Source organism: Bifidobacterium sp. AGR2158 (assembly GCF_000424225.1).
Classification (GTDB): domain Bacteria; phylum Actinomycetota; class Actinomycetes; order Actinomycetales; family Bifidobacteriaceae; genus Bifidobacterium; species Bifidobacterium anseris.
In genome coordinates this window covers 112,035-136,655 of the sequence record NZ_KE384151.1, presented here as the reverse complement: position 1 = coordinate 136,655, position 24,621 = coordinate 112,035, and the positions used below count along the sequence as shown (strand labels likewise).

Sequence of the window (24,621 nt, the reverse complement as noted above, 5' to 3'; positions counted from 1 at the left end):
GCTATGGTCACCCGAACGAAGAAGAACGCCGAACCGAGCGACGTCGTCGGCGTCTCGCGCGCCGCATCCGCGCGACGCCTCGCCGAACAGCTGCGCCGACCGCTGTTCGCATGGTGGGACGTGCACGCGCGCACACTGCCGTGGCGCGACGGACGCACGTCGCCGTGGGGCGTCCTCGTGTGCGAGGTCATGAGTCAGCAGACGCAGATGGGCAGGGTCGTGCCGTATTGGACCGCGTGGATGGAACGATGGCCCGACGCCGCCGCGCTCGCCGCTGCGCCGCGCGCCGACGTCCTCGAGGCGTGGGGACGGCTGGGCTATCCGCGCCGCGCACTGCGGCTGCAGGAATGCGCGCGCGTCGTCGCCGCCGAATGCCACGACGAGCTGCCGCGCGACTACGCGACGCTCACGGCGCTGCCCGGCATCGGCGACTACACGGCGAGCGCCGTGCTCAGTTTCGCCTATGGCGAGCGCATCGCCGTCGTCGATACGAACATCCGCCGCGTACTCAGCCGCGTGTTCCTTGGCGAGGAGTCGCTCGGGGGCGCCGCGAGCGCGCTCGAGCGTGCGCTCGCCGACGTCGTGCTGCCGAGCGACGCGCAGGCGAGCGCGACGTGGAATCAGGCGGTCATGGAACTCGGCGCGCTCGTGTGCACGGCGAAACAGCCGGCGTGCGACGACTGTCCGCTGCGCGAGCGCTGCCGTTTCCTCGCCGCCGGCCGCCCGCGGCTGGGGGAGCGGCGCACGCGGCCGCGGCAGCGTTTCGCCGGCACCGACCGTCAGGTGCGCGGCATCGTCATGCAGGCGCTGCGCGAGCTGCCCGCCGATGCGCACGGTGTGCTGTCGCGCGAGGCGGCGGGACGATTGTGGCCCGACGGCGTGCAGCTCGACCGTTGCATCGCATCGCTCGACGAGGACGGTCTGATCGAGATCGTCGACGGCCACGGCGTGCGGCTGCCGCGGTAGTCGACGCGCGGGCGACTGACGAAGTCGACAAAAACACCGACGAAAAGTCAATCGGCAAGGATTAACGGATTAACGATTAACAAGGATGACGTGGGTGGGGTGGATAAGATGGTGAGCATGCCGAAGCCACCACATCAGCGCACGTCGTCGAAATCGTCGCCGCGCACGTCGTCGTCGAGAACAGCGTCGTCGGAATCGTCGTCGAGAACAACGTCGTCATCGGGCGGCGCACGGCCGCGCAAGCGCACGATGTCGAAACGCAAGCGCGCGATGTACCGCAAGCGCCGCCTCGTGTTCTTCGGCGGCCTGCTCGTGTTCGTGATCGTGTGCGTGCTGTGCGTCTACAGTCTGATTCGCGGCGCCGTCGCCGCACACGACTGGATCGGCGTGGGAGACCGCATGGCCGTGTCGCGCACGGCGGTGCCCGATCCGCCGAAGAAAAGCAAGGTGAAGGACTGCACGGCGAAGAATCTGCAGATGACGCTGACGCCGGCGGCCGACGTCGTGCCGCTCGGCGGCTCGCTCGAGTTCACGGCGACGATGACGTACGTCGGCACCGACCCGGCCGGCTGTTTCGTCGACGGCGCCGACGACGCGCGCGTCCTCGTCATCAAGTCGGGTGCGGACACGGTGTGGCGTTCCGACGCGTGCGAGGCGACGTACCGTCCGCTGCTGATGATGGAGGGCGTCACCGACGAACAGCAGATCGTCTGGGATACGGTGCGCTCGGGCGACGAATGCAAGGCGTCGGGGGAGCTGCCGCACGTCGACCGCGGCACGTACACGGCGCAGCTCGTCATCGACGGCGACACGCACGTCGAAAGCAAGCCGGTGACAATCACCGTCGGCTGAGCGCGGACTGCGCATGTCGATGACGACGATGCTGCTGCCAGCATCGTCGACACTGCTGCGAACGCCGACAACGCTGCAGCATCGTCGACACTGCTGCGATTGTCGATAACACAGTGCATACTGTGAGATTGCTCACATTTTCGGAATATCGATTGCTTCTGGGGTTGGAATCGATAGTATATTGATTTCGTGTCTTAGTGTGTCATATGGCGGGCATGCTATCGAAGACGAAGCGCCCGCGCACCTCGGCATATGGCGGCCGGTGTCCGCGCTTCCGACTGTGAGCATAGTTACGAACAACAAGCAGCGATAAGGAACGTCCATTGTCTGAGACTACGACGAACACCACTTCCATCATCGCGCGTGCCGACCAGCGGGACATCGACCTGCACAAGGCGTCGGATCGCGTGAACTTCGGCTCGATCGCCGAACCCATCGACGTGCCGTATCTGCTCGGCGTGCAGACCGACAGCTTCGACTGGCTGATCGGCAACGAGCGCTGGCAGGCCCGCGTCCAGGAGGACGAGGAGAAGGGCACGCACACCGTCGCTCACATCTCCGGCCTCGACGAGGTCTTCCAGGAGATCTCCCCGATCGAGAACTACTCGCAGACGATGAGCCTGACGTTCTCCGACCCGTACTTCGAAGAGCCGCGCCACACCGTGCAGGAATGCAAGGAGAAGGACTACACGTATTCGGCGCCGCTGTACGTCAACGCCGAGTTCGAGAACGGCGACACCGGCGAGATCAAGTCGCAGACCGTCTTCATGGGCGACTTCCCGCTGCAGACGCCGCACGGCACCTTCATCATCGGCGGCACCGAGCGCGTCATCGTCTCGCAGCTCGTGCGTTCCCCGGGCGTCTATTTCGACCGTCAGCAGGATCGCTCCTCGGACAAGGAGATCTTCGGCGCGAAGATCATCCCGAGCCGTGGCGCATGGCTCGAGTTCGAGATCGACAAGCGCGACTTCCTCGGCGTGCGCGTCGACCGCAAGCGCAAGCAGTCGGCGATCGTCTTCCTGATGGCGATCGGCATGTCTCGCTCCGAGATCCGCGAGGCCTTCGAAGGCTACCCGCTCGTGCTCGATGCGCTCGACAACGAGAAGATCGACTCGCAGGACGAAGCCCTCGTCGACCTCTACCGCAAGATCCGCCCGACTGACGCGGCGACGCCGGAAGCCGGCAAGAACCTGCTCGACTCCTTCTACTTCAACACGAAGCGCTACGATCTGGCGCGCGTCGGCCGCTACAAGATCAACCGCAAGCTCGGCCTCGAGAAGGACTACAACGACCGTTCGCTCAGCCGTGAGGACATCATCGCGACGCTCAAGTACCTCGTGACGCTGCACGCCGGCGCCGCGACGTTCCCGGGCAAGCGCGACGGCGAGGACATCGAGCTGCGCGTGGACGTCGACGACATCGACCACTTCGGCAACCGCCGCATCCGCCAGGTCGGCGAGCTGATCCAGAACCAGCTGCGCACCGGCCTGAGCCGCATGGAGCGCGTCGTGCGCGAACGCATGACGACGCAGGACGCCGAGGCGATCACGCCGCAGTCGCTCATCAACATCCGTCCGGTCAACGCGACGATCAAGGAGTTCTTCGGCACTTCGCAGCTCTCGCAGTTCATGGACCAGAACAACCCGCTGGCGGGCGTGACGAACAAGCGCCGCTTGTCGGCCCTCGGCCCCGGCGGCCTGTCGCGCGACCGCGCGTCGATGGAGGTGCGCGACGTGCACCCGTCCCACTTCGGACGCATGTGCCCGATCGAGTCCCCTGAAGGCCCGAACATCGGCCTTATCGGCTCGCTCGCTACCTTCGGCCGCATCAACCCCTTCGGCTTCATCGAGACGCCGTACCGCAAGGTCGTCAACGGCCATGTGACCAACGAGGTCGAGTACATGACCGCGGACCGTGACGTCGAGCACGTCATCGCGCAGGCGAACCAGAAGCTCGACGCGAACGGCAACTTCGTCGAGAAGGAAGCGCTCGTGCGAGACGCGGCCGGCGAGGCGGAGGACGTCCCGGTCGAGATGGTCGATTACATGGATGTCTCGCCGCGTCAGATGGTCTCCGTCGGCGCGTCGCTGATCCCGTTCCTCGAGCACGACGAGGGCCACCGAGCGCTGATGGGTACGAACATGCAGCGTCAGGCGGTCCCGCTGATCAAGTCCGAGCGTCCGCTCGTCGGCACCGGCGCGGAATGGCGTGCGGCGGTCGACTCCGGCGACGTCATCCTCGCCGAGAAGCCGGGCGTGGTCACCTACGTGTCCGCGGACATCATCCGTGTCATGAACGACGACGGCACGACGAGCTCCTACAAGCTCGCGAAGTTCCAGCGTTCGAACCAGACGACGTGCTACAACCAGGTCCCGCTCATCCACGACGGCGAACGCGTCGAGGAAGGCACCGTGCTGGCCGACGGCCCGGCGACCGAGAAGGGCGAGATGGCCCTCGGCAAGAACCTGCTCGTCGCGTTCATGCCGTGGAACGGCTACAACTACGAGGACGCCGTCATCATCTCGCAGCGCCTCGTCCAGGACGACACACTCTCCTCGATCCACATCGAGGAATACGAGATCGACGCCCGCGAGACGAAGCTCGGCGCCGAGGAGATCACGCGCGACCTGCCGAACGTCGGCGAGGACGCCGTGGCGAACCTCGACGAGCGCGGCATCATCCGCATCGGCGCCGAAGTCGAAGCCGGCGACATCCTCGTCGGCAAGGTCACGCCGAAGGGCGAGACCGAGCTGACCCCGGAGGAGCGTCTGCTGCGTGCGATCTTCGGCGAGAAGAGCCGCGAAGTGCGCGACACGTCGCTGCGCGTGCCCCACGGCGAGACGGGCACCGTCATCGCCGTCAAGGAGATCACGCGTGAGGACGCCGAGGAGGACGGCGACGAGCTGCCCAACGGCGTCAACCAGATGATCCGCGTCTACATCGCGCAGCACCGCAAGATCACGCAGGGCGACAAGCTCTCGGGCCGCCACGGCAACAAGGGCGTCATCTCGCGCATCCTGCCGGAAGAGGACATGCCGTTCCTCGCGGACGGCACCCCGGTCGACATCATGCTCAACCCGCTCGGCGTGCCTTCGCGAATGAACCTCGGCCAGGTGCTCGAACTGCACCTCGGCTGGGTCGCGCACGCGGGCTGGGACATCTCACTCGATCCGGACCTCGAGGCCGAATGGAAGCAGTACGTGCCGAAGGGTGCCGAAAAGGGCGAGCCGGGCACTCCGGTCGCGACGCCGGTCTTCGACGGCGTGCGCCAGGAGACGCTCAAGGGCCTGCTTTCGACGACGCTGACCGACCGCGACGGCAACAAGCTCGTCGGCGCCGACGGCAAGGCGACGCTGTTCGACGGCCGCACCGGCGAACCGTTCCCGAAGCCGATCTCGGTGGGCTACATGTACATGCTCAAGCTCCACCACCTCGTCGACGACAAGATCCACGCGCGTTCGACCGGTCCGTACTCGATGATCACGCAGCAGCCGCTCGGCGGCAAGGCGCAGTTCGGCGGCCAGCGCTTCGGCGAGATGGAGGTGTGGGCGCTCGAAGCCTACGGCGCCGCCTACACGCTGCACGAGATGATGACCACGAAGTCGGATGACGTCGACGGCCGCGTGCGCGTCTACGGCGCGATCGTCAAGGGCGATAACCTGCCGCCGGCGGGCATCCCCGAGTCGTTCAAGGTGCTCCTCAAGGAAATGCAGTCCCTGTCCCTCAACGTCGAAGTGCTCAACGCCGAAGGCGTCGCGATCGACATGAAGGAAGAGGACGACGATCCGGTCTCCTCCTCCAACGACCTCGGCTTCAACATCGGCGCCCGCCCGGACGCCGCGGCGAAGGCCGACCAAATCGTTGATGAACCTGAATACAAGTAATCACACGAGTCATTCAAGAGAAACAAGAACCTACACAGACAGGACAAACGTAAGTGCTGGACGTCAACGCATTTGACAAACTGAAAATCGGCCTGGCCACCGCGGACGACATCCGTGGCTGGAGCTACGGCGAAGTCAAGAAGCCGGAGACCATCAACTACCGCACGCTCAAGCCGGAGAAGGACGGCCTGTTCGGCGAACAGATCTTCGGACCGACGCGTGACTGGGAGTGCGCGTGCGGCAAGTACAAGCGCGTGCGCTTCAAGGGCATCGTGTGCGAGCGCTGCGGCGTCGAAGTGACGCGCAGCCGCGTGCGCCGCGAGCGCATGGGCCACATCGAGCTGGCCGCGCCGGTCACGCACATCTGGTTCTTCAAGGGTGTGCCAAGCCGTCTGGGCTACCTGCTCGGCATCGCGCCGAAGGAACTCGAGAAGGTCATCTACTTCGCGTCCTACATGGTCACGAAGGTCGACGACGAACAGCGCCACCAGGATCTGCCGGATCTGCAGGAGGAATTCGACACCGAGGTGAAGAACCTCGAACGCCGCCGCGACAACGAGATCGAGGAGCGCGCGAAGAAGGTCGAGGCCGATCTGGCCGAGCTCGAAGCCGACGGCGAGGTCAAGGGCAGCGCCCGTACGAAGCTGCGCAACGGCGCCGAACGCGACATGGCGGCGATCCGCCAGCGCTACGACGACCAGATCGCACGCCTCGGCGCGGTCTTCGACAAGTTCAAGAACCTCAAGCCGGGCGACATGGAGAACGACGTCGACCTGTGGCGCGAGATGGAGGACCGCTACGGCGACTACTTCGAAGGCTGCATGGGCGCCGAGGCGATCAAGAAGCGCCTGCAGGACTTCGACCTCGAAGCCGCCGCGAAGGAACTGCGCGAGGAGATTGAGACCGGCACCGGCCAGCGCAAGGCCCGCGCCCTCAAGCGTCTCAAGGTCGTCAACGCGTTCCTGACGACAGGCAACAAGCCGGAGGCGATGGTCCTTGACGTGATCCCGGTCATCCCGCCGGATCTGCGCCCGATGGTGCAGCTCGACGGCGGCCGCTTCGCGACCTCCGACCTCAACGACCTGTACCGCCGCGTCATCAACCGCAACAACCGACTCAAGCGACTCATCGAGCTCGGCGCCCCGGAGATCATGCTCAACAACGAGAAGCGCATGCTCCAGGAGGCCGTCGACTCGCTGTTCGACAACGGCCGCCGTGGCCGCCCGGTCACCGGTGCCTCGAACCGTCCGCTCAAGTCGCTGTCCGACATGCTTAAGGGCAAGCAGGGCCGTTTCCGCCAGAACCTGCTTGGTAAGCGCGTCGACTACTCGGGCCGTTCGGTCATCGTCGTCGGCCCGTCGCTGCGCATGCACCAGTGCGGTCTGCCGAAGCCGATGGCGCTTGAGCTGTTCAAGCCCTTCGTCATCAAGCGTCTCGTCGACCTCAACTACGCGCAGAACATGAAGAGCGCGAAGCGTCTCGTCGACCGTGGCGACGCCGAGGTCTGGGGCGTGCTCGAAGAGGTCATCTCCGAGCACCCGGTCCTGCTCAACCGTGCGCCTACGCTGCACCGTCTGGGCATCCAGGCCTTCGAGCCGATCCTCGTCGAAGGCAAGGCGATCCACCTTCCGCCGTTGGCCTGCGCCGCGTTCAACGCTGACTTCGACGGCGACCAGATGGCTGTCCATCTGCCGCTGTCGGCTGAGGCCCAGGCCGAGGCTCGCTCGCTGATGCTCGCTTCGGACAACATCCTCAAGCCGGCCGACGGCCACACCGTCACGATGCCGTCGCAGGACATGATCCTCGGCCTGTACTACCTGAGCACCGTCGTCGACGGCGCGAAGGGTCAAGGTCGCGTCTTCTCGTCGCTCGACGAGGCGCAGATGGCGCTCGACCGCCACGAGATCGACATGCAGGCCAAGGTGCTCATCCGCCTTCCTGAGGACTTCGTGCTGCCGAAGGACTGGGAGCCGGGCGAGGTCAAGGTCGTCGACCCGGAGCCGGGCAGCCCGGACATCGTCAAGGAGGAGCGCTTCACTGACGGCACCGTGCTGTTCGCGACGTCGCTCGGCCGCATCCTGTTCAACGAGACGCTGCCGGTGAACTACCCGTTCATCAACGAGCAGTGCCCGAAGGGCAAGCTCTCGAAGATCGTCGACGACATCGCGACGCGCTACTCGACGCAGCAGGTCGCCGCCGTCCTCGACGCGCTCAAGGACCTCGGCTTCACGCGTGCGCCGTGGTCGGGCGTCACGATGGCCTTCTCGGACATCGTCGCCCCGGCGGACCGTGAGGAGATCATCAAGGGCTACGAGGACGAGGCCGCGAAGGTCAACAGCCAGTACGACCTTGGTCTGCTCACCGAGGAGGAGCGCCGTCAGGAGCTCATCAACCTGTGGACCGAGTGCACCGACAAGGTCGCCGAGGCGATGCGCGAGAACTTCCATGACGATAACAACGTGAACATCATGGTGCAGTCCGGCGCACGAGGCAACTGGATGCAGATCCGCCAGATCGCGGGTATGCGAGGCCTCGTGGCGAACCCGAAGGGCGAGATCATCCCCCGACCGGTCAAGTCGAACTACCGCGACGGCCTGTCCGTGCTCGAGTACTTCATCTCGCAGCACGGCGCGCGCAAGGGTCTGGCCGATACGGCACTGCGTACGGCGGAATCGGGCTACCTGACCCGTCGACTCGTCGACGTCTCGCAGGAAGTCATCGTCCGCGAAGAGGATTGCGGTACGAAGCGCGGCCTGACGATGAAGGTCGCCGAACGCGACGAGGACGGCAACCTCGTGCTCGTCAAGGCGGCCGACGGCGGTCCATACTCGCGTCTGCTCGCGGCCGATGTCATCGACCCGGCCGACGGCGAGACCGTGCTCTACCACGCCGGTGACGCGCTGTCGATGGACGTGCTCAACGATCTCGTCGCGCACGGCGTCGAAGAGGTCAAGGGACGTTCGGTGCTCACCTGCGAGTCGAAGCGCGGCGTGTGCGCGAAGTGCTACGGCTGGTCGCTCGCGACGAACAAGCTCGTCGACGTCGGCGAGGCGGTCGGTATCGTCGCCGCGCAGTCAATCGGCGAACCGGGCACGCAGCTGACGCTGCGTTCGTTCCACTCCGGCGGCGTCGCGTCGGCATCGGATATCACGCAGGGTCTGCCGCGTGTCACCGAGCTTTTCGAGGCGCGTACGCCGAAGGGCGAGGCGCCGATCGCGCAGGTCGCCGGCACCGTGAGGATCGAGGACAGCGAACGCGGTCGTCAGGTCTTCATCAAGCCCGACGACGGCAGCGAAGAGGAAGCCTACCCGGTGACCCGTCGCGCGCCGCTCCTCGTCAAGGACGGCGAGCACGTCGAAGCCGGCACGCAGCTGATCGAAGGTTCGGTCGACCCGAAGAAGATTCTGCGTATCCTCGGCCCGAACGCCGCGCAGAAGAACATCGTCGAGGAAGTGCACAACGTGTACCGCTCGCAGGGCGTCGACATCCACGACAAGCACATCGAGGTCATCGTCCACCAGATGCTGCGTCGCATCACCGTCATCGATTCCGGTGACACGACGCTGCTGCCGGGCGAACTCGTCGACCGTGCGCGCTTCACCGAGGCGAACCGCGCGGCCGTCGCCAACGGCGGCAAGCCGGCGGCGGGCCGTCCGGAGCTCATGGGCATCACGAAGGCGTCGCTCGCGACCGACTCGTGGCTGTCCGCGGCATCCTTCCAGGAGACGACTCGCGTGCTCACCGAAGCCGCGCTCAACGAGAAGGAAGACGACCTCAAGGGCCTCAAGGAGAACGTCATCATCGGCAAGCTCATCCCGGCGGGCACCGGCCTTGCGCGTTACCGCAACGCCGTCGTCGAGCCGGACAAGGCGATCCGCGACACGATCTACCCGAACTTCGGTCTCGGTGACGACGGGCTCGGCGGCGAGTTCGGCGATGGCGACATGTCCGACGTCGACTTCTCGAACATCGATTTCGGCGACCTCAAGCTCGGCGATGACTTCAACCCGGACGACTTCCTGGACGACAACGGCGGCCAGGAGGACCTCGGCGGCGATCTCGGCGACGACTTCAAGTTCTGACCGTTCGCTCGTCGGCGCAGCGCGCGCCGACGGCGAGTGGTTGTAACGGTTGCTGCAGTTTGCAGCGGTCTGCAGTGAAGGGCGTCTCTCATCGTGGATGGGAGGCGCCCTTCGCCGTATCCGCGCGTCCACACCGTGGCGGGGATGCGCGGTTTTCCAAGGCGATGTGCTAAGACTGGATTATGCAGAAATTACCGTATCCTCCGGCGCCAGAGATGGGTTGGTACGCCGACGACGAAGTCGAAACGGACATGCTCGTCCCTGAACACCGCGGCACCACGCCGCAGCAGGACGTTGCTGAGCAACCGGTCGTTGAGCAGGCGGTCGCCGCGCAGCAGGCGGTCGAACAGCCGATTGAATCGGTTGAGCAGGCAGCGCAGCCGGTCGTCGCATCGCCCTTCCAAGAAGAGGAACATATCAACGCGAACACATCGGAGCAGCCGGCGCTCATCCCGGACGACTCCTACAACGCCCATCTGGGCGACGACCTCGAATACACGGCCGAGGAAGGCGCCGAAGGCAGCGACGAATGGGACGGCACCGTGCTGTCGACGGCGTTCATGAAGAAGGAACCGCGCCACGTCTACCGTCTCGTCAACGCGATCACCGGCCAGAGCATCGTCGTCGACATGGGCGTGCTCATGGGACGCAAGCCGTCGCAGGACATTCCGCAGGGCGCGAAGTCGGTGCGGCTTGTCGACCCGACGCGCACCGTGTCTCGCAACCATGCGGCGATCAGCTTCGATCAGGACGGCTCGCTGTGGATCGAGGACTACGGTTCGCTCAACGGCACCTATGTCATCGACGACGAAGGCGAGCGTCAGGTCGTCAAAGGCACGCCGATGCGGCTCACGGCACCGTGCAAGGTGCGCATCGGCGATCAGGTCTTCGATTTCGAGGACGCCGCCGAATAGCCGAATAAACGGCCGTCGTTGGCGGGGGAGCGGGACGGAACCGTCTGGTCGGTCGCTCCAACTGCCGCATAGTGATCATCCCAGGTGCGTGATACATCCGGGATGATCGCCATCGGGGCGTTTGCAATCGCGACAGGGTGTCACTGCACCCCAAGCGATCGCGGTAGGGGTGGTTTGCGATTGCGACCGGGGCGCAATGCGTCCGGCATGATCGCTACGGGGCCGGTTTGCGAACATGCCGGGTGCGTAGCCCGCACAGGATGTTCGCAAACCGGACTGCACCGCATACGACGGCGGACTCAGTGCTGCTGTCGCTGGGCGATCGACGCGTTCGTCGCGGGTTCGCCGAGCATGGCGAGCCAGTTGAGCAGTTCCGGATAGATGTACGGGTTCTGCGCGAGCGCCGGATGCAGTTCGGGCGCGTACTGCGCGATCTGCTGCATGACCGCCGTATCCGGCGTCGTCATCGCGACCTCGGCGGTGAAACCGTAGGGATTCTGCGGCTGAATCTGCGCATACGCCGGCTGCTCCGGCTGCGCGGCGACCGGCTGCGCGGCGACCGGCTGCGCGGCAGCCGCATCCATGCCGGTCTGCGAGGCGTCCATACTGTCGAACTGCTCGCTGAGCATGTCGACGCCGGTCGGCTGCGCCGGCTCGAAGGAGACCGGCTGCGCTTCGGCCATCGCATATTCGACGGTGCCGGTCTGCGACGCGATCGGATGCGCGTCGGCGACCGGCGATGCGGCAGCCGCCGACTGACCAGCAGTACCCGCTGCATTCGCCTCCGCTGCGTCGATCGCCGCAGCGATCGCGGCGGCCTCGTCCATCGCGGCTGCGTCGACCTGACGGTCCTCGACGGCGCCGAGCTGCGCCTGATATCCGAGTTGCGCGACGGTGGTGCGCGCGCGTTCGTCGCCGAACTGCGCGATCCAGCGCAGCAGTCCCGGATAGGCGCGCGGATGCGCTGCAACGTTTGCACCGAATTCCGGATTCTCGTACGCGACCTTCGCGAGCGTGACCGGGTCGGCCTGCGGGTCCTGGATGATCGCCACCGCGTCGTCGTAACTGACCATGATATGTTCCTCTTTTCCCTCGTCTCGCTGCGCCGCATGCACGATGCCGCGCAGCAGGACGAAACCATGTCCTTGTTCTTAACTTATCGTCTTCGTGCCCGTCGCCACTGCATCGTCTCACGTCCGCCGTGCAATCGTATTCACGTCTGCAGCGTCGTGTCGTCGATGTCCGAGAGATCCTCGTCGACCTCGAGTCGTTCGCAGTGCCATGCTTCGGTGCGTTCGGCGTCCCACGGCATGTCGACGACGATGACGGTGACGTTGTCGCCGCCGCCCGCTTCGAGCGACGCGTCGATCAACGCGTGCGCCGCCGCGTCGGCCGTGTCGTGCTGCGCTGCAACGTGTGCAATCGTAGCATCATCGATCTCGCCATGGCAGCCGTCCGAACAAATGATGAACCGTCCCGCCGCGTCCGCCATGAAGAAATCTGGGCGGATGCCCATCGGCGAGCCGACGCACTGCGTGATGACGTTGCGTGCGATCGAGCGTTCCGCCTCCTCGGGTGTCATTTCGCCGGATTCGATCGCCTCCTGCCTGCGCGAATGGTCGTGCGTGATCTGCGTGAGCGAGGCGGCGTCCCAATGGCCGTCGGTGTCGGGGCTCATATGGTAGGTGCGAGAATCGCCGACGTTGACGACGTAGCACATGTGCGGCTCGGCGTCCGGCAGCAGCTGCCTGATCGCGATTGACCATGCGTCGGGCGCGACGTCGGCGCGATGTTCGCCGAAGCGTGCCGTGTCCGTGCCGCCGCCGAGGTCGGTGCCCGGCTGCGTCGCGTCCCAATCGTCGCCGAATCCGGAGAGTGGCCGCAGTTCGTCGATTGCGCCGAGCGTCGCGATTGCGTTGTACTGCGCGCTGTGTTTCGGGTGATGCGTCGTCGTCGGCTTGCGGTGCGCGTCGGCGAAATGCGTCGCCCCGTCAGCGCGCCCGCATTCGAGTTCGTCGGCCGTCGCGACATCCTCGTCCTCGCTGCCGTCTGCAACCCCACGGTCCGCAGCCCCCGCCGAACCGCCGGGCGCCGCGAACCATTGCGGCAGCACGACACCGGTGACCGTCGTGCCGGCGATGCCGCCGAGCGTGAGCCCGAGCGCACGCGTGCGCGACTGCGCGCGCTCGAGAGTCTCCTCGATCGAGGCGCGCGTGCGCGACGCCTCCCGTGCGAGCTGGGCGAGATCCTCGACGGCGATCGCGCTGGCGCGTTCGCCTCCCGATTCGCCGCCCATGCCGTCGCAGACCATGTAGACGCCGCGTTCGGCGAGCCAGCTGTCCTGGTTCGTGCGGCGCCTGCGTCCGATATCGGTGAGCGCAGCGACACTGATGACTGCCTGTTGCATGCGCGTCCTTCCTACCCGTTCCCCGCTGCCTGCGTCAGTGACGCGCATGGGAGAAACGGCGCTTCCTGTGCTTGCTGTCCGCCGACGCTGATTCGCCGGCGCGGCGCGGCGCCGACTGTTTCTCGTCGTTCGCCTCGGCCTTATGATACCCGACCGTCACATCGACCGGTTTCATCTGCCGCACGCCGCGCAGCGACAGTTTCGTGCGCCAGCGTCGCATGCGTGGCAGTGTCGCGAGCATCGCCGCGCGCAGTTCGTCGATGGCGTGCCAATACGTCGACGCCTGCTCATCGCTGACGTCCTGCCCGGAGAAGGTCGCGTAGTCCGCCTGCCTGCAGGCCGACTGCATCGCCGTCGGATCGAGTTTGAGCTGTTCGGTGATCTGCTGCGCCTGCTCGCGGCGTGTGCCGTGCGCGTCGATGCCGCTCTGCCGCGCGAGCACGGCGACCGACTGCCATCCCGAGGCCATGCGCATCTGCGGGCGTCCGCGTTTGCGCAGCATCGCGAGCTGGATCGCCTTGCCGAGCAGGATCGCGCCGACGATGAGCAGCACGATCCACAGCGGCGAACCGTAGAGCGCGACCTTGCCGATGACGCGTCCCGCCTGCGCCCATTTCGACGGTTCGGGCGCTTCCGCCGCCTCGGTGCCGCCGAACGACGACTGGCTCGTCGTGTTCGTCTCGTCGCGCAGCGGATCGGTGAGCGGCAGCGGCGGCTGCCGCACGAGGTTCTGCGGATTCGGCGGCGTGAGGTTCTGGTCGTCGTCCGGCGTCTTCGTCTCCTTCGGCGTCGGATAGAACGGCACCCACCCGTAGCCTTCGAGATTGATTTCGACCCATGCGGTCACGTCGTTGCCGGTGAAGTCGATGATGGTGCCGTCGCCTTCCGTCTGCGTGCGCGCGTTCGAGATGTCGCCGTCCTTGTCCTTCGGCAGGAAGCCGAGTACGACGCGGCTCGGCAGACCGAGTTCGCGCGCCATCAACGCCATCGCCGACGCGTACTGTTCGCTGTCGCCGACCATTTCGCCGCCGAGCAGCTGCGCGATGCGATGGTTGCCATGTCCGGGGCTTGATTGGTAGTCGGAGCCAAGGCCGTGCGAGAACCATCCTTGGTCGCGCAGCATCGCGACGAGCTGCTGCGCCGCCTCGCCGCCGTGCGATTTCCCGCCGGCCGTCGCCGACGCGAGCTTGCCGACCTCGTTCGGCACGTCGTCGGCCTTCGGCTGGTCGATGCGCGCCGCCTCAGCTTCGGCGATCTGCTTGTCGCTCGGCTCGTCGGGGATGATGCCGTGTTCGGTATACGTCAGTCCCTTCTTCACGCCATCACGCAGCAGGCCGGAGTCGGTACCGACGTTGTAGTAGAACGATTCCGCGTTTTTCTCGTTGCCGAATCGCACTGACGTGGCCGCGCCGGCGAGCGGCAGCCAGTCGTCGCCGAGGCCGTCGCGCACCGTGAACTTCGCCGTGAACGGCCTGCCTTCGGCATCGTTGCGGATCGACGTGCCGACGCGCGCATAGTTCGCCGAATCGCGCGACTCCCTCGAATCGGAGAGGTTCCACACGTTGCCGTCGAAGCGGTCCATGACAGCGAGCCGCACGCATGTGCCTTCCGGCAGTCCGTGCACGGTGAGCACCGTCGTGTCCTTGTACGATTTGATGTACGCGCGCATCGTGCTCAGCGGGCTCGTGTAGTCGTTCGGGCTCAGCGGCGGCTCGTAGTGGTCACGCAGGATCGTGCGCTGCGCCGGCAGCAGCAGGCAGCCGCCGAAGGCGACGGCCGCGGCGAGCACGACGATGACGAGCGAACTGATCCATCGTCCCGATTCGAACATTCGCATGCGCCACGACAGCCAGACGATGAGGACGAGCGCGAACGCGATGCCGCAGGGGATGCGCGCGACGCCATCCGCCGTGCCGAGCAGCGCGCACGCGCACATCGCCGCGATCTCGAGCACGATCGCCGCGACCGACCAGCGCGGATCGTCGAGCAGCGCGAAGAAGCCGGCGATCGCCGCCGTCCACAGGCACAGCGTCCAGACGGCGAGCAGCGCCCCCTGCGCGTCGCCGACCGGCGGCTCGATCGCGATCAGATATTTGAACGATCCGAAGGTTTCGCGCCAGCCGAGCCGCAGCGTTTCGAGCGAGGGGATGACACGGCCGATCGTCGTGTCATTGAGACAGATGACGGGGCCGACGATCCACTGCGCGAACACGAGGAAGAACAGCTGCCACCACAGTCGCAGCGGCGGCGCGACGCCGGCGAAGGCGATGAGCGCGCCGATGACGGCGGCCGGCACGGCGGCGGTCGCCCACGCGCCGGCCGAACCGTAGACATCGATGAGGTTCGCGGTGCACAGCAGCGTCACGATGGCGACGACGGTGCACGAGACGAGCGCGGGCTTCGCCTCGGTCTTCTCACGGACGATGCGATGCGTCGGCTTGCCGGTGTTCGTCGACCAGATGACCGAATGCGTCGTCATCGCCCACGAGCCGGTCTCGGTCGACGTCTGCGTGCCGCCGGTCGTCAGCGACGCGTCGGGGATCGAAGTCGGTGCCATGCTCATCTCAGTGCCCCCATGATCTGCGGAAGGTCGTCGAGTGTGTTGACGGTCGCGAGCGTGAAATCGGGGAAACGGCGCAGTGTGCGCGGCTCGTTCGGCGACGTTTGCAGCACGAGGCACGTCGCGTTCGGCGGCAGCGCCATCATCATGCGGCGGATGTCGTCAAGCGGTTTCGCGTGTCCTACGGTGAAGCAGTAGAAGGACGCGTCCGGCGTCGCGGCGAGCGCCTCCTGCGCGAGGTTGCGACGGTCTCGGAAGTCGGGTTCGATTGCGCTGCACGCGTCGAGCAGCTCCATCGGATTGCGCGGGTTGAGGTTCGTGCGCGCCACATGCGTGTAGAGCGGACGGTCCTCGAGCAGCGCCTGCACGCCGATCGACGCGTGCACGCTGACGGCGAGTTCGAACTCGTCCTTGCTCAGATAGTCGTCCGGGTTGACGTCGAGCGTCACCGACGTGTCGGTGCGGCGCGTCGCCTCGTACTGGCGCAGCATCAGTGTGCTCGTGCGCGCCGAGCTGAGCCAGTGCACGTGGCGCACGTCGTCGCCGGGTTCGTATTCGCGCAGGCCGTAGAAGTCGAGGTCGTCGTCGACGATATCGCCGCTCGGGTTGCCTTCGAGGTCTCGCGGGATGCCGGCGTGCAGCGAGTCGAGCATGACGATGTCCGGATGGATGTAGACGTTGAAATGGTCGGCGAGCTGATGCTCGTGGCGCATCAGGCCGAAGGGGTCGCCTTTGCGGATCGTCAGCGGGCCGACGGCGAGCACCGAACGCGACAGTGCACGGAACGTGACCGTCGTGTGCTTCGACTGGTGCGCCGCGAGCATTGGGATCGGGAATCGTTCGTGCTCGGCGCCGAGCGGAAGGTCGGCGCGCGCGCTCGCCGTCGGCGTCGTGCCCGGATTCGTGACGTCGACCTGCACGGCGACCTCGTCGCCGACGCCAACGCGGCGGTCGGAGACGTCGATCGTCGCGTCGAAGGACGTGTTGCCGATCGACAGGACGAGCGCGGCGAGCAGCATCGTCACGAGCACGAGGCACATCGCGAGCATCTCCGCGTAGCCGAGCGTGAGATAGAGCACGAGGCCGGTGACGGCGAGCGCGAGCGCCGTCCATCCGAGCGGGGAGACGTAGGCGGTGACGAAGTGGCGCACGCGGCGCGTGAAACGGCTCCAACCGCGGATGAACGCACGTTTGCGGGCCCTGGAGCGCAGTGCCGAATCGGTCATGGGATGAACCTTCCGAGGTAACGGGAACGGGATGACGGCGATGTGGATTGTCGGCGGCGAACATCCACCGCGCAATCCACATCGGTGCACAATGCTCAGTGCACGTCGAGCTGCGGAGCGGGGATCTCGCCGAGGATACGCGTGAGCACGTCCTCTGGCGTGTTCGCCGCGAACACGGCGTCCGACGTGAGCAGGATACGGTGGGCGAGCACCGGCACGGCGAGCGCCTTGACGTCGTCAGGGATCACGTAGCCGCGTCCGTCGGCGGCTGCCCAGACGCGCGCGCAGCGTGTGAGCGCGAGCGCGCCGCGCATCGACGAGCCGACGGCGATGCTTTCGTCATGGCGGGTGCTTTCGACGATGCGCATGATGTATTCGAGGATCGCGTCGGCCACCCTGACCTTGTTCGCGATCGTGCGCATCGCGAGGATGTCGTCGCCGCTCGCGACGGCCTTGAGTTCGCCGGCGCGGTCGGTGATGTTCACCTGGCGCAGGATGTCGAGGCTGTATTCGGTCGACGGATAGCCGATCGTCGTCTTGATCAGGAAACGGTCCATCTGCGCTTCCGGCAGTTTATACGTGCCGAGCTGCTCGATCGGGTTCTGCGTCGCGATGACGATGAAGGGCTGCGGCACCGGATGCGTGTGGCCGTCGACGGTCACCTTCTGCTCCTCCATGACCTCGAGCATCGCCGACTGCGTCTTCGGCGAGGCGCGGTTGATTTCGTCGGCGAGGACGATCGACGCGAAGATCGGGCCTTCGCGGAAGCTGAATTCGCCGGTCTTCTGGTCGTAGAACGTGACGCCGACAACGTCCGACGGCAGCAGGTCCGGCGTGAACTGGATGCGCTTGAACGAGATGCTGACCGAGTTCGCAAGCGCGCGCGCCAGCTGCGTCTTGCCGGTGCCCGGATTGTCCTCGAGCAGCACGTGGCCGCCGGCGACGAGCGCGGTGACGCATTGGCGGATCGGCGTCTCCTTGCCGACGACGGCCTGCGAGACGTTGTCGACGATCGCCGAGAAGTGGCGGCGGAAGTCGGTGATCTCGTCGTTGCTCGCCGCGCCGGTGCCGGCGACGGCGCCGATCGGCGGCAGCGCGTTGTGCACGGTCGCCGTCATGCCGGCGGGGGAGTGCACGACCGGCGCGGAGACGGAGGGTGCGGAGACGGAGGGAGTAGTGGAGATGGAGGGAGTAGCGGAGACGGCTGGCGTGGACGGCATCGACGTGGTCGCCGATGCGGGCGGCATGACGACTGGCGGCGTGACGACCGGCGCGGTCACCGGCGTCGTCGTCTCGGCCGCGGCGACGATCGTCTCGGTGGCGCTCATCGGCGTGGCGGACGTCGCAGAAGACGTCGATGTCGCAGTCGTCGATGTCGCGAGGACCGTGCCTTCGTCGTCGAGGTCGGTGTCGGTCGTCGTATGCGTGTGCTCGAACATCTCGCGCGTCGGCAGATCGGGCATGACGACATGCGGCACCGACGGCTTCGGCATCGACGTTCCGGCGAGCACCGTCTCGTCCGCGCTCGCGGCGGCCGCGTTCTCGACCGCCGATTCATCGGTGCCGGCGAGCACCGTCTCCTCGTCGATGTCCTTCCCGTGCGGGGTCTCGTTGGGCTTCGTCATCTGCTGACTCCTTGTGTTGATGATGGCTTGTGTTGATAGTTCGATGTGTGGATGAGTTGTTTGGTGATGATTCGTTACTGCGCGCGGTGGCTTACAGGAATACCATCGAGCGGCTGCCCGGCACGGCGACGAGCTGCCCGTAAGGCCGCAGTGCACGCTGACGGAAGGCGCTCGGCTGGGCCTCGCCGCTTTCCGAAGGCGACGGCGAAGGCTCCGGCTCGCTCGGCGACGGCGACGGATCCGGCGTCGGAGCTGGCTTCGTCGCGCGGATGCCGCGCACCTGACCGTCGATGGACGCTGTGAAGTTTTGGTCTTCGGCCATCGTCACTTTAAGATTCCAACGTGCGTCCTTGGGGGTGCTGTCGCTAGCCTGAACTTCCACCGTGTCCTTCTGCGTATAGGCTTGCGGCGCGCCCGGTACGGTCAGTTCGTACGTGTAGTCCTGCGTGTAGGCGTCCACGGCACCGTCGTTATGGACGTGGATCTTGTTGGGATCGGTCCTGTCCCATTCGAGCCAGAACTTGCCTTGATCGATATGTGGATTCACTTTGTACTTGTATTCGGTGTTGTGCTTGGAGTCCTTCTTATCGCCAGGTTTATTCATGAAATACGGTGTCACCTCAGCTGGCGGACATGTATCCCAAGGATTGATGTCCGTTGTGGCGGAACCACGAGGTTCCTTCATGCCTGATGCAGAACCGAAATCAAGCTTCACTTCCTTGACTCTGCCTGTGGATTTCCAAGCCACTGTGCAGACTTTGCCGGAGCCTTCAAGCTTGGTGATTGTGACGGCACCGATGTTCACTGTGATTGGAATCGGTGCAGACGGCGCGGATGTGCTCGGCTTCGCTCCAGGCTTTTCTGGATTGATGGTCGCCGTCACGGAGAAATCCTTGAAATACATGTTGTCATCTTCAATGTGGATTTGCTTCTCAACGGTTTTGCCGGAGCAATCTACGGATCCATAAGATCCGAACGTAATCGTCGAGCAGCCGGCATTGCGCGTGTTGTTGACGGTGGCTGTGAGGACGATTTTGTCTTCTGCGGTCTGCTTCGCCACTACGCTTGGCGCTTCCGGATCGCCGTAGACCTTGTCCGCATTGGTCTTGGGCTCAGAAGGCGTGCCCGTGCCGACCTCGTTCGTCGCCGTCACGGTGACCGAGAACGTGCCATCGCCGATTGCGCTGTTGTCAAGCGGGATATCCAACTCGGTTTTCAAGCCCTCAGACGGGCGCGGCGTACCATTGACGGTGACCGTATAGCTCTTTGGCGCGCTCGCCGTGTCCTTTGGCGCGCTCCAGGACACATGCAGCTTCTGGTAGCCGCCGATCACTCGCACATCCTGTGGCGCATCAGGCGTCTTGTCCGGCTTGCCGTTGGCGGTGTCGGAGGATTCGGACCAACCGACTTCGTTCTGTGCACGCACGGTGAACGTGTACTCAGTACCGTTCTTCAGGCCGGAAATCAGGCAGGAGGAACCGGGATCGCACAGCTTCTTGCCGTCCTTCCAGCTGACTTCATATGCAGTGATCGGGCTGCCGTTCGCGTTGCCCGGTGTCCAGCTCACGATGACGGCGCCGTCCTGTGATTCGGCCTTGTTGTGAATGATCGGCGCGTCCGGCCTGTCCACGACCGAGAACGTGTAGGTGGCCGTCACCTGGCGGTCGGCACTGCCGGTTGCGTCGCCGATCGTCACGAGGACGCGCGTCGACGATGCGCCGATATCCTTCGCCGCCGTCACCGAGATGCGCGAACCGTCGACCGACACGGACAGCTTGCCGCCGTCGTCGCTGGCCGCGGACACGATCTTGAGCGGCGAATCGGGGAACGGGTTGTAGGCGTCGGCGAGCACGTCGACGGTCTTCGTTTCGCCGGCCTTGATGCGCGTCGTTGTGCCATTGACGCGCGCGAGCGGTCGCGTCGACGCCGTCACGCGCGCCGTGAGGCCCGCCTGCACGACGCCGCCGTTGCTGCCGTAGGCGATCGTGATCGGGATCGACGCGGTCGCGCCCGGCTTCGCCGTCGTCTCCGCGCTCACGGTGAGCTTGCCGTCGGCGTCCACGCTTGCCGTGATGCCGCCGGAGGTCGTGCCGCCCGAATACCTGAACTTCGCGTCCTCGTCGGATTCGGTTGTGTGCGTCAGCGCGCGCAGATCGATCGTCGTCGGGCTTTCGCCGGCGACGACGTCGACGGTCGTCGACGAGAAGGTCGGCGCAGGCATCTCATGGCCGATGACGGTGATCGGCAGCGTGATGACCGACGAATTGACGATCTTGACGTTGCCTTTGCCTTCGCGTTTGCCGTCGGTCACCGTGAACGTGATCGACGCGGGGCCGCCGTAGTTCTTCGCCGCCGTGAACTTGAGCGTCTGGTCGTTGACGTAGAGGTCGTTGTTCGCGGCCTTCGTCGCGCTGACCGAATCCTTCTCGACGACCGCCGTCTTGCCGACGCCGACGCGCACATAGTCGGCGATGTTGATCGTGATCGACGATCCGGCGTTGACGTTGAGCGGCGGCGCCTTCGGGCGCAGCTGCGGCGGGAAGACGCCGTAGGCGGGCACCATGATGAAGGCCGTCGACGTGATGTCGTGCTCGGTGTTCGTGACCGTGTACGGCACGGCGCGCGCCTCGTCGGTCAGGTCGATCGAGATCGTCGTCTTCTTGCCGGAGGCGATGTGCGCGTGGTCGCGCGCCGACTCGTCGACGTCGACGGCGAGCACGTCGCTCGAGCCGGAGGGGTTCGCGATGAACTTCGAGACGTCGACGTCGACCGAACGTTTGTCGATCGTCGCGATCGCCGGCACGTGGTAGTCATAGGCGGTCGGCGGCTCGATCGGCGCCTTCGGGTCGACGTTGACGGTGAGCGTCGCGCGATCGGTCAGGCCCGCCTTGTTCTTGATCGTGTAGACGATGTAGCCGGTGCCGGCCGTCGACGGCGTCGTGAACGAGACCATGTCGTTCGTCACCTTCGCGTCGACGACGCCCTGCGCCTCGAGTTCCTTGACGACGGTGAGCTTGCTGTCGTCGCTCGCGACGTCGTTGAGGAGCACCGGCACCGTCGTCGCCGTGTTCGGGCGCAGCGTCACCGTGTCGTCGCGCGCGTAGACGCTCGAGTTCGCGCCGCTCTTGAAGATGCCGACGCGCACGTTCGCCTGCGCGCGCCGTCCGGTCCAGTCCTCGACGGCGTAGCTGAACTCGTCGGTGCCCGACGAATCCTCGTACGCTTCGTAGACGAGGTAGTCGGCGCTGACTTCGCTGATGCGGCCGAGCTGCGGCACCGTGTTGCCCAGACCGAGCAGCTGCACGTCGTCGCCATCGTTGTCGATGCCGCGCAGCGTGATTGGGATGCGGATCTTTTGACCGGCGGCGACCTGCGCCTCGACGTCCTTGGGGCTTGCGGCGGACTTCGCCTCGGCGTCGGCGCGATGGACGTTGAACGTGATCGTCGCCGAAGCGCTGTTGCCGAGCGTGTCGGTGACGGTGTAGGTCACCGGGTAGGAGCCGGGTTCGCCCGGCGCCTGGTAGCGCACGATGTCGGAGGCGACGAACACGAGTCCCTTGAACGTGCTCGCGTCGTACTGCAGCTTGTTGCTCAGTGTGATCGTCGTGCCGTCCGCATAGGTCACATGGTCGGGCACGTCGACGGAGACGATGCCGCCGGTGCGCACAGAGACGTCGACGTTGCTCGCTTTCGGCGCGCTGCTCGCGCCGGACAGCGCCGGCGGCTGCAGCACGATCGTGCCGGTTGACGATCCGGCCGCGTTCGCGACCGTGTATTCGATCTCGACGGGAGCCGTCGGCAGCTGCATCGCCGTCAGGTAGACGCGTTTGTTCGAGACGATGCCGGCCTTGATGCTCGAATCGGCCGGCGCGCGGACGTCGGTCACCGAAAGGACGCCGCCGAGCGGATCGACGTCGTTCGTCAGTGGTTCGACGATCGCCGTGTTGTCTGCGCCGAGCAATGCGACGTCGTTCGCGGCGACCGGGCGCGACTCGTCCTTCGTCAGCGCCTCGACTTCGACGCGCACGAGGCCGGTCGCGGGGATCGTGCCCTGTGTGGCCGTGTAGGAGACGTAATAGGTGCCGGTCTGCTGCGCCGTGAACGTGAATCCCATGTCCGAGGGGTGCGGCGAGGCGGTCGTCTTGTCCGGGGCTTCGACGTCGCTGATCTTGACGGGGTCGACGGAGGTGCCGTGCACGTAGGGCTTGAGGTCGATCTGCGTGGCTGTGTTCGGCGTTGTGCGCTTGACGACCGGATCGATGCTCGCCGGCAGCGTATGCGCCGGGCGCACGGCGAAGTACATCGTGCCGGTCGCCGTCTCCTTGCCGTCGGAGACGGTGAGTTTGACGGTCGCGCGTCCCGAATTCATCGACCCGGCGTTGAACGTGAGCTGGCCGTCGGCGCGCGTCGAGACGGTGGCCTCCTCGGTGTTCTCGACGTGCGCGTCGACGAGCGTGAGCGGGTCGCCGTCCTCGTCGACGAAGCCGCCAAGCGCGTTGCCGGTGTAGCTTGCGCCCTGCTCGACGTCGATCTGCTCGGGCGTTTCCGTCTGGCGCGGCGCATGGTTGCCGGAGTTGGATTCGAATTTGAGCGTGACCGTCGCCGAGCTCGTCTGGTCGCGGCCGTCGCTGATCTCATAGGTGAAGCTCGCCGTGCCGGTCGACGCGTCGGAGGCGTTGAGTTGCAGATAGCGGCCGTCGTAGATCGGCGAGACGGTGATCGAACTGTTCTTCGGCGCGCTCACCGACGTGATGCGCAGCACCGAGCAGTCGGTCTGCTCGTCGTTGCGCAGCACGTCGAGGATCTGGTGGGAGCCGACGCGCGCGCCGAACTCGTCGTCCGCGGCTTTGATCTGCCCCGATTGCGACGAGCACTGCTTCTCGAAGTTGCGTTTGCTGTTCGTCGATTCGTCGTTGTTCTGTTCGCGGCTTTCCTGCTTGGTCTCGATTTTCTTCCACTGGATCTTGATGACGCTCGTGTCGACGTCCGGGTTCCACAGGTTGCCGTTGAGCACGTCGTTGAGCACGGCGCGGCGATGGTTGACGCGGTAGACGAGCTGCGAGGTGGGCGTGATCTCCTCGAGCGTCGTGAACTGCGCGTCCGAATCGGCCGAGCACACCTTGATCGCGTTGTGCGCCTGCTGCGCCCACGCGCCCTGCACGCAGCCGCCGAGCGACACCGGCTGCGCCGGCTCGCCTTTGGCGCCCGAGCTCAGCAGCAGCGGATCGCCGTTCTTCGCCGACAGGTCGACGAGCGCCAGGCCGCTTTGCGCGCTGGCGGCGACCCAGTCGTCCTGCTCGCCGTCGACGCTCGGCGCCTGCAGCGTCAACGGTCCGGCGTCCTCGAATTCGGCGCTGCCGTCCTTGTCCCAGATGAGACGGTCGCCGGAGGAGATGACCGGATGGTCGCCGACGACGGTGAACGAGTCGGCGGACTGCGCGCCGTCGGCGAGCTGCGTGACCTCGCGCGGCTCCATCGACGATGCCGGATTGACGGCGAGGACCTTCGCGTCGCGTGGACGGTAGCCGTAGACGGTGCCGTCGTGCGTGACGGCGATCTTGCCGCCGACGCCGAGCTTCATCGTCGGGTCGCTGTCGACGGGACGGATCGATTTGACGTCCGAGGCGTCGCCGATCCAGACGCTGCCGCGCTGCGTGTCGAACATCGCGACGGTGTCGCCGCCCACATACGTGCGGATGCCGTTCTTCGTCGGCGTCGTGTCGGCCATCGACACCGTCGCCTGGTCGATCGACGCCGTCGACGCGTCCTCGTCGAGCATCGTGACGGCGCCCGCCTGCGCGACGTCGAACTGCGCGCCGCTGGCCATGACGGCCACGTCCGGCTCCTGCAACGCCACGTTGAAGCGCGCCGCCTTGCCGTCGTTGAGCGACGTCACCCACACGGTGCCGTCGTCGAGCTTGAGGTGGCGTTCGGTGACCGAGCTGACGATGAACGCGCCGACGATGACGGCGAGCACGGCGAGCAGGCACACGAGCGGCACGAGCCACGGCCTCCTGCCGGTGCGCAGAATGGACTGCAGCCGTTCCTTGCGGCGCGTGTCGCGCTCGTATCCGCCGTCCATACGCTTGCCGTTGAACTTCATCG

The 24,621-nt window shown here is 65.8% G+C and carries 12 protein-coding genes; 5 read left to right on the top strand and 7 right to left on the bottom strand.

Features of this window, described 5'->3' with window-relative positions:
• Positions 1–3: 3 nt before the first annotated feature.
• The gene (locus tag G606_RS0108865; RefSeq protein ID WP_026645643.1) at positions 4–966 is read left to right on the top strand and encodes an A/G-specific adenine glycosylase; all 963 of its coding nucleotides are present in this window, start codon (positions 4–6) and stop codon (positions 964–966) included.
• 134 nt (positions 967–1,100) lie between these two features.
• Here the strand turns inward: G606_RS0108865 and G606_RS11495 are convergent, their stop codons facing one another.
• Positions 1,101–1,229 (bottom strand): hypothetical protein, encoded by a 129-nt coding sequence (locus G606_RS11495; RefSeq protein WP_269208413.1) that lies wholly within the window; start codon positions 1,227–1,229, stop codon positions 1,101–1,103.
• On the opposite strand from G606_RS11495, the gene G606_RS0108855 reads away from it, so the two are divergent.
• From G606_RS0108855 to G606_RS0108840, 4 genes are all read left to right on the top strand, one after another.
• Positions 1,216–1,818, top strand: a complete 603-nt coding sequence (locus G606_RS0108855) for a hypothetical protein (protein ID WP_051198810.1) — start codon at positions 1,216–1,218, stop codon at positions 1,816–1,818. The two genes, G606_RS11495 and G606_RS0108855, sit on opposite strands and share 14 nt — an antisense overlap.
• A gap of 323 nt (positions 1,819–2,141) precedes the next feature.
• Entirely contained in the window at positions 2,142–5,702 is a 3,561-nt protein-coding gene (gene rpoB, locus G606_RS0108850; protein ID WP_026645641.1) for a DNA-directed RNA polymerase subunit beta, read from the top strand.
• Between the two features lie 53 nt (positions 5,703–5,755).
• Entirely contained in the window at positions 5,756–9,784 is a 4,029-nt protein-coding gene (locus tag G606_RS0108845; RefSeq protein ID WP_026645640.1) for a DNA-directed RNA polymerase subunit beta', read from the top strand.
• 182 nt (positions 9,785–9,966) lie between these two features.
• Positions 9,967–10,698: an FHA domain-containing protein gene (locus G606_RS0108840; protein WP_026645639.1), complete on the top strand. Its 732-nt coding sequence runs from the start codon at positions 9,967–9,969 to the stop codon at positions 10,696–10,698.
• A gap of 299 nt (positions 10,699–10,997) precedes the next feature.
• Here G606_RS0108840 and G606_RS0108835 read toward each other — a convergent pair whose 3' ends face one another.
• The 6 genes from G606_RS0108835 to G606_RS10515 form a co-directional block, all read right to left on the bottom strand.
• Positions 10,998–11,771, bottom strand: a complete 774-nt coding sequence (locus G606_RS0108835; RefSeq protein ID WP_026645638.1) for a variant leucine-rich repeat-containing protein — start codon at positions 11,769–11,771, stop codon at positions 10,998–11,000.
• A gap of 140 nt (positions 11,772–11,911) precedes the next feature.
• Complete coding sequence (locus G606_RS10830; RefSeq protein ID WP_051198806.1) at positions 11,912–13,105, bottom strand: PP2C family protein-serine/threonine phosphatase; 1,194 nt, start codon at positions 13,103–13,105, stop codon at positions 11,912–11,914.
• A 34-nt stretch (positions 13,106–13,139) separates the two neighbouring features.
• Entirely contained in the window at positions 13,140–15,668 is a 2,529-nt protein-coding gene (locus tag G606_RS0108825) for a transglutaminase domain-containing protein (protein ID WP_026645637.1), read from the bottom strand.
• On the bottom strand, positions 15,665–16,891 hold the full coding sequence (locus G606_RS0108820; RefSeq protein ID WP_026645636.1) for a DUF58 domain-containing protein: 1,227 nt from the start codon (positions 16,889–16,891) through the stop codon (positions 15,665–15,667). Before G606_RS0108820 ends, G606_RS0108825 begins: the two co-directional genes overlap by 4 nt.
• Before the next feature lie 95 nt (positions 16,892–16,986).
• Positions 16,987–18,330, bottom strand: a complete 1,344-nt coding sequence (locus G606_RS0108815; protein WP_026645635.1) for an AAA family ATPase — start codon at positions 18,328–18,330, stop codon at positions 16,987–16,989.
• Positions 18,331–18,607: 277 nt separating this feature from the next.
• Positions 18,608–24,619, bottom strand: coding sequence for an Ig-like domain-containing protein (locus tag G606_RS10515; protein WP_051198804.1), 6,012 nt, complete (start codon positions 24,617–24,619; stop codon positions 18,608–18,610).
• Positions 24,620–24,621: the final 2 nt, after the last annotated feature.